Origin of the sequence: Nocardia asteroides (genome assembly GCF_021183625.1) — a bacterium.
Taxonomy (GTDB): domain Bacteria; phylum Actinomycetota; class Actinomycetes; order Mycobacteriales; family Mycobacteriaceae; genus Nocardia; species Nocardia asteroides_A.
In genome coordinates, this window is record NZ_CP089214.1 from 6,686,066 (window position 1) to 6,703,689 (window position 17,624).

The window sequence follows — 17,624 nt, forward strand, 5'->3', positions numbered from 1 at the left end:
CGGTTCGCAGGGATGGAGTGTCAGAGACTCAGTTGCACATCGGTGAGCGCGCCGAGCGCGTCCGGCACCAGCACCGCCGCGGCGTGGTTGGCACTGATCAGGTAGGAGGCGACGGCGTGGTCGTCGATGCCGCTGAAGCGCACCGAGATGCCCGGCCGGTACTCGTCCGGGAGCCCGGTCTGCCGGAGCGCGATCACCCCGTCGTCGCGCTCGCCGATCCGCATGGCGAGCACGGTGCTCGTCCGCGCGGGGGTGATCGGGATCTTGTCCGAGGGCAGGAACGGGATATCGCGCCAGGCCTGCACCCGCCTGCCCTCGACCTCGACCGGCTCCGGGTAGATGCCGCGCGCGGTGCACTCCCGGCCGAACTGGGCGATGACCAGGGGGTGCGCGAGGAAGAACGCGGTCTTGCGGCGGCGGGCGAGCAGCCGGTCGAGGTCCGCCGGGGTCGGCGGCCCGGTGGCCGGGACCACCCGCTGCGACGGGGCCACATTGTGCAGCAGCCCGTAGCCGGGGTGGGTCAGCAGATCGCGCTCCTGGCGCTCCCGCAGCGCCTCCAGCGAGAGCCGCAGCTGCTGCTCCAGCTGGTCCATCGGCTTGTTGTAGAGGTCGGTGACGCGGGTGTGCACCCGCAGCCGCAGCTGCGCCACGCTGAGCGCGTACTCCCGCGGCCGCGGCTCGTAGTCGACGTAGGTGCCGGGGACGGCAGGCTCGCCGTCGTGGCCCGCGCTGAGATCGATGGCGGCCTGGCCGAACCTGTCGGTACCGGCCGCCTCCCGAAGGTCGGCCGGATGGCCTGCCAGGCCGGGGATCTCGGTGCGGAGCGGATCGAACCGGGCGCGCGGGAGCGACAGCACGGTGCACGCCGTCTCGGCCGTGGCGGTGAACTCCCAGATCGGCCGCGCCCCGGCCAGTAGCTCGGCGCCGATGTGGGCGCCCGCGTCGATCACCTCCAGCCGGACCCGCGCGCCGTAGGCGTCCGGGACGTCGACGGTGACCCGGCCGTGCGCGATCACGTGCACGGCGTCGAGCTCGTTGCCGAACTCGCAGAGCGTCTCGCCCGGCTGGTACTCCCGCTGCCGGAACGCCCCCGCGAGCTGCCGGAGCGCGTCGTCGTCGAGCCCGCGCAGCGCCCTGAGTTCCCGCAGTTCCATCGGCACAACCCGGTATTCACCCCCGACCGCGGTGCAGGTGATCCGGCCGTCGCCGACGGTATAGGTGAGCCGCCGGTTCACCCGGTAGGTGCCGCTGTCCACCTCGACCCAGGGCAGCATGCGCAGCAGCCAGCGCGGCGTGCTGCCCTGCATCTGCGGCACCGACTTGGTCGTTGTCGCCAGCGCCCTCGCCGCGGCCGGGTGCAGCGCGGTCGGTGCCGCGCGGGTGGTGTCGGGAGTGCTCACGAAGCCGTCCTTCCCTCGATGGTCCGATGCCGGGAGCGCGGGCGGGCGGCGATCCGCGCCGCCGAGGTGCCGAGCCCGCGCGGTGCCCCGACGGACGCCGCCGGGGCACCGCCCGCCGGTGCGTGCCCGACCGGGTAGCGCAGATTCTCCGGCCGGTACCGGCTGGTGCCGCGGTGCCAGTGCAGGATGCCCGCGATCCAGTCGCGCAGCTCGCCGATGTAGCCGGTGACCGCGGCGCGGGCCGCGCTGTCGAGCCGGTGGTGCTCGAACAGCACCGGCAGCTCCTCGGCGACGAGCCGCTGGAACTGGCGCATCCTGGCCCGCATCAGATCGTCGACCACGGCGGCGGCCCGCTCCCGCCCGCAGCCGAAGAAGGTCTCGACCACCAGCACGGCATTGTGCAGCTCGCCCTCGTACTCGATCTCCTTTTGGTAGGAGAACAGGTCGTTGATCAGGCAGCCGTAGTCCTGCGCGGCGTGCTCGATACCCCGCATGGTCGTCGACTCGAACACCGCCTCCGGCACGGTGCCGCCGCGGGCGAGCTTGGAGAGCGCGATGGTGAGGTCCGAGCCGAAGGTGCGCCGCCGCATCTCCAGGTAGTCGACCGGGTCGGGCACCCGGTGCTGGATGTGGTTGGCCAGTTCCCACAGCCAGCTCTCGACCATCGAGCACACCGCCGCGCGGAAGGTCGCGCGGGCGGCCGCGGGCATCGGCCCCGCGGTGCGCGGCCACAGCTCGGCAAGGCCGCGCTCCAGCGGAGTGCCCGGCTCGGGCCCGGCGTCGAGCGCGAGCGGCATGAACTCCGCCAGCCGGGCGGCGCAGGCCTTGGCCGCCGCCATCGATCCCACCGAGCCCGAGGCCGGGAAGGCGACCGGGAAGTAGTCGTCACCCCAGGTGCCCCAGGTGAGCCACTCCGCCGACAGCGTCAGCGCGTCGGGATCGGCATCCGGGTCCAGCCCCGCCGAGCAGAGCGCGAAATCGAAGCCGACGGTGTCGGCCCGCGTCCAGAGCCGCCTGCCGCCGAACTCGGGCAGCGGATCGTGGAACCCGACCCGCTCGGCCCACTCCACGCTCTCCGCCCGCGCGGTACCGAGGTGCGGGCTGAGCCCGAGATCGAAGGGAACGTCGAACTCGGGCAGCGGCAGCGGGCCGGTACTCCGGAACGGAACCGGGGTGTGGCTGCGCGCGCCGCCGGGGCCGGCCAGCCCGCGCCAGAACCCGGGCCGGGACAGCGCGGTGCCGATTCCGCTCGGCCCCAGCGGCAGCGCCTGCGCACCGGCGTTCATGTAGCGGTTGGAGCGCAGGTGCCACTCGTGCCCGCCGGACTGCCAGTCCTGCAACCCCTGCGCGTACGACAGCGCCGCCGCGCGCTGCGCCGCGTCCAGCCCGTGCTCCTCGAAGAGCACCGGCAGCTCGGTCAGCACCGTGTTCTCGAACTGGTGCATCCGGGAGGTCAGCTGGTCGTTGACGATATCGGCGGCCTGCTGCGGCGAACAGCCGAAGAACCGCTCCAGCACCAGGACCCCGTTGTTCACCTCGCCCTCCTGTTCGGTCTCGCGCTGGTAGGAGAAGATGTCGTTGCGCAGGTGCACCGCGTCGGCGAAGGTGTCCTTCAGCACCCGCAGCGCCCTGGTGCCGACCAGCGCGGGCGGGATCTCGGTGCCGCGCGCGTACTCCACCAGATCCGCCGACCACGGCGCGCCGCCGACCTTGCGCCGCATCTCGATGTAGTCGATCGGGTTCGGCACCCGCGCGGTGTTGATATTGCGCAGCTCCCACACGCAGTCGAGCAGCAGGTTCCTCGTACTCTGCGCGAACCGCTCGCGCCAGCCGGCCGACATCGCGGGCACCGTGCGCGCCCACAGGTCGCCCAGCCCCCGCTCGTCGGGGTTGGTCGGCTCCGGCACGGCGGCGCCGTCGGCGGGCATGAAGCCTGCCAGCCGGTCCAGGTAGGCCCGCGCGCCCTCCAGATCGCCGGTGCGCTTGAACCGTTCGAGGAAGTGGTCGTCGAAGTAGAAGACCCAGGTGTACCAATCGGTGACGGTGTCCAGGGTCGCCGCGTCGGCCTCCGGGTGGGTGTACGCGCACAGCCCCGCGTAGTCCATGCCGTCGAAGCTCGCCTCGTCCCAGACCACCGCGCCGCCCACCGAGTCGCCGAGCATGCCCATCTCGAAGGCCCAGTGCTTGGTGTGCGTGCGCGCGGTCTCCACGTGCGGGTTCAGCCGTGCCGGATGGGCGGTGTAGAAATCCGGCAGTGCGAAGGGCTGCACCGGCTCAGCTTTCGGCGCCGAGCTGCACGTCGTCGAGAATGCCGAGCGCGTCCGGCACCAGGATCGCCGCCGAGTAGTAGGTGCTGACCAGGTAGGAGATGATGGCCCGGTCGTCGACGCCCATGAAGCGCACGTTCAGCCCCGGCTCGTACTCGTCCGGGATCCCGGTCTGCCGCAGCCCGATCACGCCCTGCGCCGCTTCGCCGGTGCGCAGCAGCATGATCGAGGTGGTGCGGGTCGCGGAGACCCCGAGCTTGTTGCACGGCAGCAGCGGCACCCCGCGCCAGGACGGCACCCGGTGCCCGTTCAGCTCGGTGGTCGCCGGGTAGATGCCGCGCTTGCTGCACTCGGCGCCGAACGCCGCGATGGCCTTCGGATGGGCGAGCAGGAAGCTCGGCTCCTTCCAGACCAGGGCGAGCAGCTCGTCCAGGTCGTCCGGGGTCGGCGGGCCGGAGCGGGTGCTGATCCGCTGCTGCGGGGCGGCATTGCGCAGCAGCCCGAACTCGCGGTTGTTGACGGTCTCGTCCTCCTGGCGCTCGCGCAGCGCCTCGATGGTCAGCCGCAGCTGCTGCTCGATCTGGTCCATCGGCTTGTTGTAGAGGTCGGCGACGCGGCTGTGCACCCGCAGCACGGTCTGCGCGACGCTCAATTCGTACTCGCGCGGGGACAATTCGTAGTCGACGAAGGTGCCGGGCAGCCGGGGCTCGCCCTGGTGCGCCGAGATCAGGTCGATCGAGGCCTCGCCGTGCGGGTTGGCGAAGCCGTTGCGGCTCGTCTCCGCCAGCCGGGCGGTGCGCACGTGCTCGCGCAGCGCGTCGATGCGGTCGCCTGCCTCGGCCAGCGCCCGCTCGGTGAGCGTGAGCACGGTGCACGGGGTGACGGCCCTGACCGTGAAGCCGGTGGGCGTGGTGTCCGCGGCGAGCAGCTGCTCGCCGAAGAAGCGGCCGCTGGTGAGCACCTCCAGGCTGGTCTCCTCGCCGTACCGGCCGGTGCCGCGCTTGTCGGCCTTGCCGTGCGCGAGCACCACCAGCTCGGCCGCCGGGCGCCCGGCCTCGGCGATGACTTCGCCTGCCTCGTACCGGCGTTCGACGAACCGGTCGGCGAGCGCCTGCAGCGCCGCCTCGTCGCCGAAATCGCGCAGGTAGCGCAGCTCGCGCAGCTCGGGCGCGAGCACCTTCGTCGTGCCTGCGGTGGTGAAGACGGTGATCAGCCCGTCGCCGAGGGTGTAGGTGAGCCGGCGGTTGACGCGGTACACGCCGCCGTCCGCCTGCACCCACGGCAGCAACCGCAGCAGCCACCGAGAGGTGATGCCCTGCATTTGCGGAGTGGACTTGGTGGTGGTCGCGAGATTTCGCGCGGCGTCGGTACTGAGGCTCAGCTGCGGAGCCTCATCGATTCCGGACACAGGTTCAGCCAGTTCAGTCATGAGCTCTTCTCGTTTCGCGGTGTGCGTGCGTCAGCAGATGGCGTCCGAGCGAAAACGGAGGGCTAGAGCAGCAATCCCCCGGTTATTGAATGGTGCGCTCGCAATGGTAGCTGAGATCGGCCGGTGCCCGCCAGTGCCGAAAAATGTTGATGCGGAACAGCTTTCCGTTGATTTCCAGACCGATGATCTTGCCGATACCCACGCGGGGAAGCCGTGGCGCGGCTCAGCGGCGCGGAAACATTCCGGGGGACGACCGATCGCGCGCGACACGGCCGACGGGACGGCGCGAACCGCTGTGTCGCACGATATCCCGCTGTTTCACGGGCGGCGCGCGCCGCCGAGCACAGCGCTGATCTGCTGTGCGGCAGTGATTGTCGCCGCCACGTAGGCGTCCCGCTCGGCTCTGGTGACGGCCGAGCGCAGCGGCCCCAGCTGCACCTCGTGCGTGGCGGTGTCCCCGGCGAAGACCGGCGCGGCCAGGTAGCTGACCGGGAGCGGGTGGGCCGAGTCCAGGTCGGCGGCGGTGTAGGGCCTGCCGGTGAGCTCGCTCAGCCCGCGCAGGGTGCGGGTGCGCAGCCGCGGCTCCAGCATCTCCGGCCCGAGCGCGGTGAGCAGGTCGGCGAGCAGCTCGACTGTGTTGGCGTCCTCGGCGCGCGGACCGAACACCGCGACCCCGCGCGCCCGCACCAGCTCCGGCAGCGCCGCCGCGCGCTCGGCGTCCGGCGCGGTGGCGAGCCAGCGCCGCAGCTCGGCCTTGGGCCGCCACGGCAGCACCGCCGCGCCCACCGGGAAGCGGATCGGAATGCGGTGCCCGAGCGGGACGCCCGCGATATCCCGGTCCGGCCCGTGCCGCACCGCGAGCACGGTGATCCCGTCGCTGTCCACCCGGGAGAGCGTCGCGCCCGCGCCGGTGCGCGCCACCAGCGCGGCCAGCGCCGCGGCGACGCCGGCGTCGGGGGCGGCGCCGAGCAGCGCGGCGGGGGCGGGGCCGAGCCGGTAGCGCCGCTCGGCGTCGCGCTGCGCCCAGCCCGCCGCGTCGAGCTCGGCGAGGATGGCGGTCACCGTGGCGCGGGCCAGCCCGAGCCGGTCCGCGACCGCCGCCACCGGTAGCGCCTCCGGCGCGTCGGCGAGCAGCGTGAGCACGTCCAGCACCCGCCGGGTCGGCGGCGAGGGCGAGCGATCCACGGCGGCCTCCAGACCGGATTCCGCGCGAACCCTTGTGATCCGCGCGCACTGGTTCGTACCATGACGAATATTAGTCGCATAAGTGTCGAATATTCGACAACAGGAGGGTCATGATTCTCGACAGATTCCGGTTGGACGGCAAGGTCGCCGTCGTCACCGGTGCGGGCCGCGGGCTGGGCGCCGCCATCGCGATCGCCTTCGCCGAGGCGGGCGCGGACGTGCTCATCTCGGCGCGCACGGAGGACCAGCTGCACGAGGTGGCCGAGCGGGTCTCCGCGCGCGGCAGGCAGGCGCACGTCGTCCCGGCCGACCTGCGCGACCTGGACGCGGTCGCCGGCCTGGCGGACGCCGCGGTCGCCCGCTTCGACCGGCTCGACATCGTGGTCAACAATGTCGGCGGCGCCCCGCCGACCCCGCTGCTCGACCTCACCCCGAAGGCGCTGACCGCGGCCTTCGAGTTCAATGTCGGCACCGCGCACGCGCTCACCCGCGCCGCCGTCCCGCACATCCTGGAGAGCGCGGGCGAGGGCTCGATCATCAACATCACCTCCACGATGGGCAGGCTGCCCGGCCGCGCCTTCGCCGCCTACGGCACCGCCAAGGCCGCGCTCGCGCACTACACCCGGCTGGCCGCGCTCGACCTGAACCCGCGCATCCGGGTGAACGCCATCGCCCCCGGCGCCATCCACACCTCGGCGCTGGAGTTCGTGGCGAACGACCCCGGCATGCGCGGCGAGATCGAGAAGCACACCCCGCTGCGCAGGCTCGGCGCCCCGGAGGACATCGCCGCCGCCGCCGTCTACCTGGCCTCGCCCGCAGGCGCCTACCTCACCGGCAAGGTGCTGGAGGCCGACGGCGGGCTGATCACCCCCAACCTCGAACTCCCGATTGCGGACCTCTGACATGACACTTCGCGTAGCGCTCTTCGGCACCGGCAACGTGGGGCGGCACGCCCTGGCCGGCATCATCGCCAACCCCGACCTCGAACTCGTCGGCGTGCGGGTCAGCTCCGACGCCAAGGCCGGGGTGGACGCCGCCACCCTGGCCGGGCTGCCCGATCCGTCCGGCGTCGCCGCCACCACCGACACCGCCGCGCTGCTCGCGGCGAACCCGGACTGCGTCGTCTACTGCGCCATGACCGACAACCGCCTGTTCGATGCGGTGCAGGAGCTGGCGGCGATCCTGCGCGCCGGGGTCGACGTCGTGGCCTGCGCACCGGTCTTCTTCCAGTACCCGTACGGCGTCCTGCCGGACGACCTGCTGCGCCCGATCGAGGAGGCGGCCGCGGCGGGCGGGGCCACGCTGTGGGTGAACGGCATCGACCCCGGCTTCGCCAACGACCTGCTGCCGCTGGCGCTCACCGGCACCTGCCTCTCCGTCGAGCAGGTGCGCTGCCTGGAGATCGTCGACTACGCCAGCTACGACAACCGCGCGGTCATGGTCGACATCATGGGGTTCGGCAGGCCGCTGGAGGAGACGCCGATGCTGCTGCAGCCCGGCGTGCTCTCGCTGGCCTGGGGGAGCGTGGTCCGGCAGCTCGCGGCCGGGATCGGGGTCGAGCTGGACGCCGTCACCGAGACCTACGAGCGCGCGCCCGCACCCGAGTCGTTCGACATCGCGACCGGGCACATCGCGGCGGGCAGCGCGGCGGCGCTGCGCTTCGAGGTGCGCGGCATGGTGGGGGACCGGGTGGTCACGGTGCTCGAGCACGTCACCCGGTTGCGCGGGGACCTGTGCCCGGAGTGGCCGCAGCCCACCCACCCGGAGGGCTGCTACCAGGTGCGGATCACCGGCGAGCCGTCGTACGCCCTCGACCTGGTCGCCTCCAGCCGCAACGGCGACCACAACTACGCCACCCTGGTCGGCACCGCCATGCGGATCGTGAACGCGGTGCCCGCGGTGGTCGCCGCCGCCCCCGGCATCCTGACCGCGCTCGACATCCCGCTCATCACCGCGCCCGCCGCGCGCTGACCCGCGCCCGGCACCGCTGTTAACCGGAGCGGTGCCGGGTGTTCACCCGGGGCGCGGTGTCCCACCCCGGCCCGCCGGGTAATCGGACGAACGGCACGGGTAACCGTGCCGTGCCGAACCCGCACACCGAGGAGTCTCCGATGAGCGACGAGCACATCGCCCCGCCCCCGCAGCACGACCCCACCCTCGACCCCGACCTCGCGCTGCGGGCCGCCGCGCACCGCCTGGAGCAGGAGTACGGCGACGTCGCCGACGAGACGACGATCGAGCGCGCCCTGCACGACTCCTACGAGGAGGTCGCCGAGGGTGCCACCGTGGAGACCTTCCTGCCACTGCTCGCCGAGCGCAACACCCGCGAGCAGCTGCAGGACGCGGCCGAGACCGAGCGCGCGGAATCCTGACCCGCGCGGGGTAGCTGCCCGATCGCCGCACCGGACGTTGTGACACGTCACACCCGGGAACCGCCTGGAATGGCGTGTGCACAACGGGAATCCCCCTAAGCTGGTGCCGCCAGTCTTTGGAGGATGTGTGATGACGGTCGACGCGCTACCCCACGCGGACCACGCGGCCAGGCCGATCGGCCGCTGCCCCGCCACCGCGCCGGTGTCCATGATCGAGCGGATGACGCTGATCCTGGAGGCCTTCGACGCCGCCTCGCCCGCGCTCACCCTGGTCGAGCTGTGCGAACGCACCGGGCTGCCGCGCTCGACGGTGCACCGCATCCTGGACCAGATGATCAAGCTGCGCTGGCTGGCGCACGCCCCGGGCGGCTACCGGCTCGGCTCGCGCACCCTGGAGCTGGGCGGGCTCGCCGCCGACCACAACGAGGTGCGCGAGGCGGTCAGCCCGCTGCTGCACGATCTCGCGCACCGCGCCGACATGGTCGGCCACCTCGGCGTCCTCGACGGCCGCGACGTGCTCTACCTGGACAAGGTCGGCCGCTCCGGCTCGACGCTGCCCACCCGGCTCGGCGGCCGGATGCCCGCGCACAGCACCGCGCTCGGCAAGGCCATGCTGGCGGCCCAGGAGCGCGGCGTCGTCGCCGCGGCGCGCGAGCCGCTGCCCCGGCTCACCCCGCGCACCATCTGCGACCGGGTCGAGCTGAACCGCGAGCTCTCCCGCATCCGCGGCAGGCAGTGCGTCGCGGTGGACAGCGAGGAGTCCTTCACCGGCGTCACCTGCGTCGCGGTGCCGGTGCGCACCCGCGGCGCGGTGGTCGCCGCGCTCTCGCTGTCGGTCCGGGCAGGCGCCGAGCTGCCCGCGCTCGACACCGCCCGGCTGGCCGGGCTGCTGGTCGAGGTCGCCCAGGATTGCGCGCGCACCCTGCGCCCGCAACCCCCGGCCCGCTACTGACCCGCGCTGATCGCCCGACAACGTCGCCGCGGGCTGCCCGGGCCGCGGCGGCGGGCGGGACAGTGCCGACCCAGGTCCCGCGGCCGGCCGCCCCGGTCTCAGCCCCGCGAGAGCTCCGCGGCGATCGCCCGCCCGGCCGAGCGGCCGGAGAAGATGCAGCCGCCGAGGAAGGTGCCCTCCAACGCGTTGTACCCGTGCACCCCGCCGCCGCCGAACCCGGCGACCTCGCCCGCGGCCCAGAGCCCGGGCAGCACACCGCCGTCCGGGCCGATCACCCGGGAATCGAGGTCGGTCTGCAGCCCGCCGAGCGTCTTGCGGGTGAGGATGTTCAGCCGGACCGCGATCAGCGGCCCCGCCTCCGGGTCCAGGATGCGGTGCGGCTTGGCGACCCGCCCGGCCTTGTCGCCGAAGAAGGTGCGGGCGTTGTGGATCGCCATGACCTGGGCGTCCTTGGTGAACTTGTTGGTGATCTCGCGGTCCCTGGCGACGATCTGGCGCTCCAGCTCGTCGTGGTCGAGCTTCGGGCCGCGGGCGATGGCGTTCATGCCGTCGACCAGCGCGGGCAGCGTATCGGCGACCACGAAGTCGACGCCGTGCTTCTTGAACGCCTCCACCGGGCCCGGCGCGCCCTTGGCCACCCGGCTCTTCAGCACCAGCTTGAGGTCCTTGCCGGTGACGTCCGGGTTCTGCTCGGAGCCGGAGAGCGCGAACTCCTTCTCGATGATCGACTGGGTGAGCACGAACCACGAGTAGTCGTGGCCGCCGGCCAGGATCGCCTTCATGGTGCTGTTGGTGTCGAAGCCGGGGAAGCAGGGCGCGGGCAGCCGCTTGCCGTCGGCGTCGAACCAGAGCGACGAGGGGCCGGGGATGATGCGGATGGCGTGGTCCGGCCAGATCGGGTCCCAGTTGACGATGCCCTCGGTGTAGTGCCACATGCGGTCCCGGTTCACGATCCGCCCGCCCGCGGCCTCGGCGATGCCGAGCATGCGGCCGTCCACGTGCGCGGGCACGCCGGAGATCAGTGTCTCCGGGCACTTCCCGAGCCGCTCGGTCGGCCAGTTGCGCCGGATCAGGTCGTGGTTGTGCCCGATCCCGCCGGAGGTCACCACCACCGCCTTACCGCTGAACTCGAACGCGCCGGTGACCTCGCGCGAGCTGGCCTGCCCGCGCTCCAGCTCGCTGGGCTCGAGCACGCTGCCGCGCACCCCGGTGACGCTGCCGTCGGCGACCAGCAGCTCGTCCACCCGGTGCCGGAACTCGAAGGTCACCAGCCCGCGCCGCTCGGCCTCGAGCACCGGCTCCAGGAAGACGCGCACCACCTCGGGGCCGGTGCCCCAGGTGAGGTGGAAGCGCGGCACCGAGTTGCCGTGGCCGTCGGCGAGCGCGCCGCCGCGCTCCGCCCAGCCGACCAGCGGTGTCACCCGCAGCCCGAGTTCGCGCAGGTACTCGCGCTTCTCGGTGGCGGCGAAGCGCACGTAGGCCTCGGCCCAGCGGCGCGCCCAGTGGTCCTCGTCGGCCCGGTCGAACCCGGCCGAGCCGTACCAGTCCTGCAGCGCCAGCTCGTAGGAGTCGGAGATGCCGAGCCTGCGCTGCTCGGGGGTGTCGACCAGGAACAGCCCGCCGAGCGACCAGAACGCCTGCCCGCCGAGGTTGGCCCGGTTCTCCTGATCGAGCACGCGCACCCGGTGCCCGGCCCGCGTCAGTTCGTAGGTGGCGACGAGGCCGGCCAGCCCCGCTCCGACGACGATGACCTCGGGGTCGCTGCCGATCGATGTCATGGATTTCCTTCCGTTGTGGTCCGGCGGGGCGTGCTGTAGGCGAGCACCACCCGCCGGAAGAGTTCGGTGCGCTCGCGCCGCACCGCGGGATCGTCGGGGGCGAGCACGATCTGCAGGCTGGTGCCGTCGTGCACCGCGACCAGCGCGCGGCCGAGCGCGGCGGGGTCGGGGACGGCGCGGCCGGTGCGGGCCAGCGCGGCGACGACGGTCGGCATCAGCGCGGCTACGATGGCCTCCTCGCGCGCGGCGGTGACCCGGCGCAGCGCCGGGTTGCGCAGGGCGTGCGTGGTGAACTCGGCGGTGATCCGGTACCAGGGCTCCTCGACCGGGACGGCCTGCTCGAAGCGGGCGACCATGGCGGTGAGGCCGGGCTCCGCGCCCGCGGCGAGCTCGTCGAGGGCGGCGGCCACCCCGGCGACCATGGCGGCCGAGCGCTGCTCCCACATGGCCAGGAAGAGCTCGTCCAGCGAGGTGAAGTTGGAGTAGAAGGCGCCGCGGGTGAACCCGGCGCGCTCACAGACCTTTTCCACGGTGGCGCGGCCGAACCCGTCCTCGGCGAAGACCTCGTAGGCGGCGGCGAGCAGCCGGGCGCGCGTCTCCTCGCGCCGCCGCGTGACCCGCTTGCCGCCGACCGCAGGCATCATCGCCCCTCACTCTCGATACACGAACGTATCAGATACGTCGGTGTATCGAGAGCGGTTCGGGGCTCAGACCTCGGCGAGGACGCGCCGCGGGGCGGGGGCGGCGACGCGGTGGATGGTCTCCAGGGCGAGCGGGGCGGTCTCGGTCTCACGCAGCCAGTGCGTCCAGAGCCGGTCGGCGTAGCTGTCGAAGCCGGGCACCGCGATGCCGGTGTTCCGCAGCCGGGCGCGGGTGGTGTCGTCGATGAACTCGGCGGGCACCCGGACCTGGGCCGGGGCGTGCGCGGGGATGCCGAGCAGGTCGAGCACGTGGTCGCGGAGCAGCGGGTAGCCGGGCAGCCGGGCCAGCCGGTCGAGCAGGATTCCGCTGCCGGGCAGCGCGATCGCGCGCGGGGCGCCCGCCGCGCGGGCCAGTGCCGCGTACAGCTCGCCGAAGCCCTGCCTGGCCGGGTTCACCAGGTGGAAGGTGCGGCTGTGCTGGCCGGGCCTGCGCACCAGCTCGGCCAGCGCGGCGGCCACGTAGTCGACCGGGACCACGTTGGTGGTGCCCCAGTCCGGCAGGATCACCGGCAGCTCGGCGGGGAGCCCGGTGAGCCGGGCGACCGCGGCGAGGAAGGGCGCGGTGCCGCTGCCGCGGTCGATCTCGCCGGTGCGCGAGTCGCCGGTCAGGATGCCGGAGCGGAAGATCCGCCAGTGCACGTCGCGCGCGTGCCGCACCAGCTCCTCGGCGGCGAAGGCGAGGCGGTGCGCGGCGCAGGTGAGCGACTGGCCGATGTCGAAGTCGTCCTCGAAGAAGCGGCCGGGGTGCGCGCCCGCGACGGCGACCGAGGAGAGGTAGTTCAGCGTGGCGCCGAGCCGGGCGGCCGAGGCGAGGGTCCAGCGCAGCTCGGTGACGTGGTTCGCCTGCTCCGCGGCGGCGCTCGCCGGGCCGAGGTGCACGATGTGGTCGACCGCGGGGACGTCGCGCTGCGGCACCCGGATTCCGGCGGGCAGCGCGAGCAGGGTGGCGCCGGTGCGGTCGGTCGGCACGTGGACGACGGCGGTGCCGTCGGCGTCGAGTAGCCGCCGCACGACTCGCCCGCGCAGGAACTCGCTGCCGCCGGTGACGATGTAGGAAACCATGACTCCTCCGGGGTCCGCTCGGGTGCGTGCGGAGGCGGCGGTGCCTCCGATGGTTCCCCGCGTGCCTGTGACCCAGGGCACGGTACGGATCAGCCGGCGTGTGCGGCGTCACACAGGTAACGGGGTGTGCGACACCGGCTTCCGGGCAGCTCACATTCGGGGAACCGAGTGCGGGGTAGCGGCAGGAGATCTGCCCGCCGGCCCCGCGGGTGGAACGTCGTCGTCCCGACTGATAGTCGATGGTAATGGTGAGCCCGCACCCGGGGCAATGTGATCTGTTCCGCCAGACGGCTCCGGGCAGGCGTGATCACCAAGTGTCGCAAGGGATTACGAGAAAGTTGTCGATCTCGTGTCAGGAGAGCCTGCGCTCGGCGAACTCGGCGTCCAGCGCGGCGAAGACCGCGGTGTTCAGCGAGAACGCGCGCTGCCCCTCGTCCAGCACCCGGCGCCGCTCCAGGTCGTCGAGGTCGAGTCCGTCCAGCAGCGCGCGGTATTCGCGCTTGAAGGCGGCCGGGTTCCGCACGCCCTCGAAGACGTAGAAGCGCACGCCGTCGCCGCGGTGCGGGAGATCCCAGAGCTTCTCGGCGACTCCGCGGATCACCTGCCCGCCGGAGAGGTCGCCCAGGTAGCGGGTGTAGTGGTGGGCGATGTAGCCGGCCGGCCAGTCCCTGGCGCACTCGTCGATGCGGGCGGCGTAGGCGGCGGTCGCCGGGAGCGCGGTGAGGCCGTCGCGCCAGCCGGGGCCGACCAGGTGCGCGAGGTCGCGCTCGAGTTCGGCGGTGCGGGCCAGCTCGGGCTTGATGAACGGACCAGCCACCGGGTCGGCCGCGAGCTCGTCCCAGTGGCCCTCCAGCGCCCGGTACACGAACCACAGCTGGCCGGTGTAGCGCTGGTAGGAGTCGAGGCCGAGCATGCCGCCGAGCATGTCGGCCATGAAGCGGGAGTTCTCCGCCTCGGTGTGCTGCCGCTCGGTGGCGGTACGGATCTGAACGGAGAACGGAACCGTATCCGACATGAGCGGGCCTCCACCTCGACTCGCCGCCCGGCGGCCGCCGGATGACCTGATTGACGTCTCGACTTTACCGGGCGGATCCGCGCACCGCAGCAGCGTCGCCGACCCCGGCTACGCGCCTGCGCCGCAGCGAGATCTTCTGCCGCCGGACGACGATCGGCCTGCGCAGCGCGCCGAAGCGGCGCAGGATGCGCGGCCTGCGCACGGTCCGGTCGACCCACTCGCCCAGCGTGACGCCCGCGGCCAGCGCGCAGCCGATGCCGATGGCGCCGAAGAGCTGGTTGAAGCCGAGCAGCAGCTGGTCGTTGAGCAGCCCGTACAGCCCCCGGTACAGCGCCAGGCCGGGCAGCAGCGGGGTGATCCCGGCGACCGCGACGACCAGCGGCGGCGTCAGCGCGCGGCGCGCCATGAGGCCGCCGGCCAGCCCGACCACGGTGGCCGCGAAGCCGGAGCCGGTGACCGGGCCGAAGCCGATGTGCCCGGCGATCACGTAGCAGATGGTGCCCGCCGCCCCGCTGAACGCCGCAGCGGCCAGCGCCCGCCGCTCCGCGTAGCAGGCCAGCGCGAAGGCGAGCGCCGCGACGGCACCGGCGACGATCTGCACCGGCAGGTCGGTGAGCGCGCGCGGCGGGCTCATGTCCACCGGCAGCACCGGGGTCGCGATCACCTCGCCGACCCGCAGCGCCAGCGCGATCCCGGCGATGATCGCGCCGGTCATCATGACCACCTCGAGCATCCGCGCCGCCGCGGTGATCGGCGCCCCGGTTATCGCGTCCTGCACCGAGCCGACCAGCGACAACCCGGAGAGCAGCACGGTGATCCCGGCCGCGATGATCAGCGTCGGATCCACCGAGAGGCCGAGCGGCCCGGCCACCGCGGCCAGCCCGACCGCGGGGGCGGCGGCCAGCATCCCGCCCACCATGTGCTGGAAGAAGAAGGGGAGCCCGAACCGGTTCAGCAGCCGGTTGGTCCGGTCGATGACGGCCGTGGTCAGGAAGGCGAGCAGCGCCACGATCGGGCCCGCGCCGAGCAGCGCCGCGATCGACGCCGCCAGCAGCGACCAGCCGAAGGTCGCCGCCCAGCGCTGGTAGGGGTGCGGGGCGGTGGTGATGGCGTCCAGCGCGGCGCGCGCGTCGCCGGGGGAGACGATCTCCGAGCGGATCCGGCGGGTCAGCCGGTCCACCGCGGCGAGCCGGGTGAAGTCGAGCGAGCGGTACCGCACCACCCGCATCATGCTGGCCGGTGGCAGCAGCGAGCCGCGGTCGGCCCAGATCCGGATGCTGTCGTAGGTGACGTCGACGTCGACCTTGGCCAGGCCGTAGGTGGCGGCGATGAACTGCACCTGGGTGGTCGTGTCGATCACGCCGGTGCCGGAGGCGAGCACCACCTCGCCGACCCGGACCGCCAGGTCGAGCACCTCGGTGACCTGGGCGTCGTCGCCGAGGTCGATGGGTTGCAGCGGGGCGGGGGCGGAGACGATGGTGTCGGCGGTGGCCTGCCGGTCCGCGACCAGCAGGCCGACCGCCTGGCTGACCACCGGCGAGACCCGGCTGCGCCGGCGCCACGGCGCGCGCCGGGAGCCGTGTTGGATGCTCCGGCCGGTCGCACCGCCCGCTGTCTCGTCGGCGCCGACGCCGCGCGAGAGCGCATCCGCTGCGGATCCGCCACCGAGGACATCGGCGCGGAAGGGCCGGGCCGCGCCGCGCGTATCGCGGGCGGCTCCGAATCCGGGAAGAACTCCTCGCACCATGCCCGCGAAGGTAGTCACCGCACCGCGGCGCTCGCATCCGCCCCCGGCCGGAAATGGCTCCCATCACACCCCGACCGGTCGGTGTCAGCGCAGATCACGCCGTCGAAAGCCGATCACCCCGACGGCAACCAGAATCGTGGCGATCGCGAGCAACCAGAGCAGCGGTTCGGCGGTGAACTCCCCGCCGGGCAGCTTCGGCGGGTGCGTGAACGGCACCAGGTCCATCACCCACTGCGGCAGCGCGTCCAGCGAGCCGACGAAGTAGAGCACGATCATGGCGCTCAGCACCCCCCAGGCGAACGGGGCGAAGCGCGGCAGCAGCCCGTGGAGCGCGGTCGCGATCCCGGTGACCACCCAGACCGCGGGCAGCTGCACCGCCGCCGCGCCGACCACCGCGTCGAAGGTGTGCTCCGGGTCGGCGGTCTGCGGCGCGTAGACGAGCCCGATCGCGACGCTCGCCACGAAGAGCAGCAGGGCGGGGCCGCCGAGGGCGAAGGTGAGGTGCGCGGCGGCCAGCCGAGGGCGGCTCACCGCGCCGGCCAGGGTGGCCTCCATCCGGCCGCTGCCCTCCTCGTCGTGCAGCCGCAGCAGCGCCGAGACCGAGTAGGCGGCGGCGACCGCGGCGAGCAGGGTGAGCGCGTAGGTGATGAAGGAGTCCTCCAGCGCCGACGACCCGCCCATCCGGTCCATCATCTGGCGCAGCGAGTCGTTGTCGCCGAGCATGTCGCCGACGCTGCCGACCGCGCCGCCGATCAGCAGCCCGTAGAGCGCGAACCCGACCGCCCAGCCGAGCAGCGCGCCGCGCTGCAACCGGGCCGCGAGCCGGAAGGGGCCGGCGAGCGATTTCTTCGCGGCCGGACGCCCCGGCCGCTCCGCGAGCAGCCCGGCGCCGGTGTCGCGCCGGTCGAGCAGCGCGTAGGCGAACCCGACCGCGAAGACCGCGAGGGTGAGCAGCGGCAGCAGGACCCACCAGCGCTCCCCGGCGTAGGGGCGGATCTGCAGGCACCAGCCGAGCGGGGAGAACCAGGAGAGCACGCCGTTGCCCGCGTCGCCTGCCGCGCGCAGCGCGAAGGCGGCGCCGAGCGCGCCGAAGGCGATGCCGCGGGCCACCCGCGCGCCGGTGCTTGCCTGCGCCGCGACCGCCGCGATACCGGCCCAGACCAGCCCGGAGGCGGCCAGCGACGCACCCCAGGCCACCGACCCGGCGAGTGGCTCGCCGCTGCCGAGCAGCGACAGCGCGCACACCAGCCCGGCCAGCAGCGACCCGCCGCCGCTGAGCAGCAGCGCCGCGGTGAGCCCGGCGAAGCGGCCGATCCCGGTGGCGCCGACCAGCTCCGCGCGCCCGGTCTCCTCCTCGACCCTGGTGTGCCTGACCACGGTGAGCACGACGGCGATGGCGATGACGGTGTACATCGCCCCCGCCTTCCAGGTGCCGATCGACCCGAGCGACGTCCCGAACACCGGCCCGTACATGGCGAGCAGCGCCGGGCTGGCCGCGGTGGTCGCGGCGAACTGCTCGAGCTGCTCCGGGCTCGAGTAGAGGTCCTCGACGCTGACCAGCTGGATCGCGGGCATCAGCCCGATCACCAGCGCCCACAGCGGTGCGATCACCCGATCCCGGCGCAGGTACAGCAGGAACAGCCGGCGGGTACCGGTGAGATCGGCCGCCCGCCCCGGCGCCAGCACGGCCCCCGCCTGCGGGCCCGGCGCGCTCAT

General features: G+C 73.2%; 14 protein-coding genes. 4 read left to right on the plus strand and 10 right to left on the minus strand.

Annotation, left to right across the window (positions count from 1 at the left end):
• Window positions 1-20: 20 nt before the first annotated feature.
• The 4 genes from LTT61_RS31000 to LTT61_RS31020 all read right to left on the minus strand — a co-directional run bounded on the left by LTT61_RS31000 (window position 21) and on the right by LTT61_RS31020 (window position 6,281).
• Window positions 21-1,400, minus strand: coding sequence for a family 2B encapsulin nanocompartment shell protein (locus LTT61_RS31000; protein WP_420094718.1), 1,380 nt, complete (start codon window positions 1,398-1,400; stop codon window positions 21-23).
• Window positions 1,397-3,670, minus strand: a complete 2,274-nt coding sequence (locus tag LTT61_RS31005) for a terpene synthase family protein (protein ID WP_233017552.1) — start codon at window positions 3,668-3,670, stop codon at window positions 1,397-1,399. Before LTT61_RS31005 ends, LTT61_RS31000 begins: the two co-directional genes overlap by 4 nt.
• Window positions 3,671-3,674: 4 nt before the next feature.
• Window positions 3,675-5,096: a family 2B encapsulin nanocompartment shell protein gene (locus LTT61_RS31010; protein ID WP_269821825.1), complete on the minus strand. Its 1,422-nt coding sequence runs from the start codon at window positions 5,094-5,096 to the stop codon at window positions 3,675-3,677.
• Window positions 5,097-5,414: 318 nt separating this feature from the next.
• The gene (locus tag LTT61_RS31020; RefSeq protein WP_233017553.1) at window positions 5,415-6,281 is read right to left on the minus strand and encodes a helix-turn-helix domain-containing protein; all 867 of its coding nucleotides are present in this window, start codon (window positions 6,279-6,281) and stop codon (window positions 5,415-5,417) included.
• Window positions 6,282-6,391: 110 nt separating this feature from the next.
• Here LTT61_RS31020 and LTT61_RS31025 point away from each other — a divergent pair, with 110 nt between their 5' ends.
• The 4 genes from LTT61_RS31025 (at window position 6,392) to LTT61_RS31040 (ending at window position 9,605) form a co-directional block, all read left to right on the plus strand.
• The gene (locus tag LTT61_RS31025) at window positions 6,392-7,183 is read left to right on the plus strand and encodes an SDR family oxidoreductase (RefSeq protein ID WP_233017554.1); all 792 of its coding nucleotides are present in this window, start codon (window positions 6,392-6,394) and stop codon (window positions 7,181-7,183) included.
• Between the two features lies 1 nt (window position 7,184).
• Complete coding sequence (locus LTT61_RS31030; RefSeq protein ID WP_233017555.1) at window positions 7,185-8,252, plus strand: diacylglycerol kinase; 1,068 nt, start codon at window positions 7,185-7,187, stop codon at window positions 8,250-8,252.
• A 140-nt stretch (window positions 8,253-8,392) separates the two neighbouring features.
• Complete coding sequence (locus tag LTT61_RS31035; protein WP_233017556.1) at window positions 8,393-8,653, plus strand: three-helix bundle dimerization domain-containing protein; 261 nt, start codon at window positions 8,393-8,395, stop codon at window positions 8,651-8,653.
• A gap of 130 nt (window positions 8,654-8,783) precedes the next feature.
• Complete coding sequence (locus tag LTT61_RS31040; protein WP_233017557.1) at window positions 8,784-9,605, plus strand: IclR family transcriptional regulator; 822 nt, start codon at window positions 8,784-8,786, stop codon at window positions 9,603-9,605.
• 98 nt (window positions 9,606-9,703) lie between these two features.
• On the opposite strand, the gene LTT61_RS31045 is transcribed toward LTT61_RS31040, so the two are convergent.
• From LTT61_RS31045 to LTT61_RS31070, 6 genes are all read right to left on the minus strand, one after another.
• Window positions 9,704-11,383, minus strand: coding sequence for an FAD-binding dehydrogenase (locus LTT61_RS31045; RefSeq protein WP_233017558.1), 1,680 nt, complete (start codon window positions 11,381-11,383; stop codon window positions 9,704-9,706).
• Window positions 11,380-12,027: a TetR/AcrR family transcriptional regulator gene (locus tag LTT61_RS31050; RefSeq protein WP_233017559.1), complete on the minus strand. Its 648-nt coding sequence runs from the start codon at window positions 12,025-12,027 to the stop codon at window positions 11,380-11,382. The genes LTT61_RS31045 and LTT61_RS31050 overlap by 4 nt, the downstream gene beginning before the upstream one ends.
• Before the next feature lie 63 nt (window positions 12,028-12,090).
• The gene (locus LTT61_RS31055) at window positions 12,091-13,146 is read right to left on the minus strand and encodes an SDR family oxidoreductase (protein WP_233017560.1); all 1,056 of its coding nucleotides are present in this window, start codon (window positions 13,144-13,146) and stop codon (window positions 12,091-12,093) included.
• Between the two features lie 352 nt (window positions 13,147-13,498).
• Window positions 13,499-14,161 carry a heme oxygenase (biliverdin-producing) gene (locus tag LTT61_RS31060; protein ID WP_233017561.1) on the minus strand — a complete coding sequence of 221 codons (663 nt, stop codon included), beginning with the start codon at window positions 14,159-14,161 and terminating at the stop codon, window positions 13,499-13,501.
• Window positions 14,162-14,225: 64 nt separating this feature from the next.
• Window positions 14,226-15,908 carry a threonine/serine ThrE exporter family protein gene (locus LTT61_RS31065; RefSeq protein ID WP_233017562.1) on the minus strand — a complete coding sequence of 561 codons (1,683 nt, stop codon included), beginning with the start codon at window positions 15,906-15,908 and terminating at the stop codon, window positions 14,226-14,228.
• 84 nt (window positions 15,909-15,992) lie between these two features.
• A complete protein-coding gene (locus tag LTT61_RS31070) occupies window positions 15,993-17,624 on the minus strand; it encodes an ABC transporter permease (RefSeq protein WP_233017563.1) in 1,632 nt (543 codons plus the stop codon).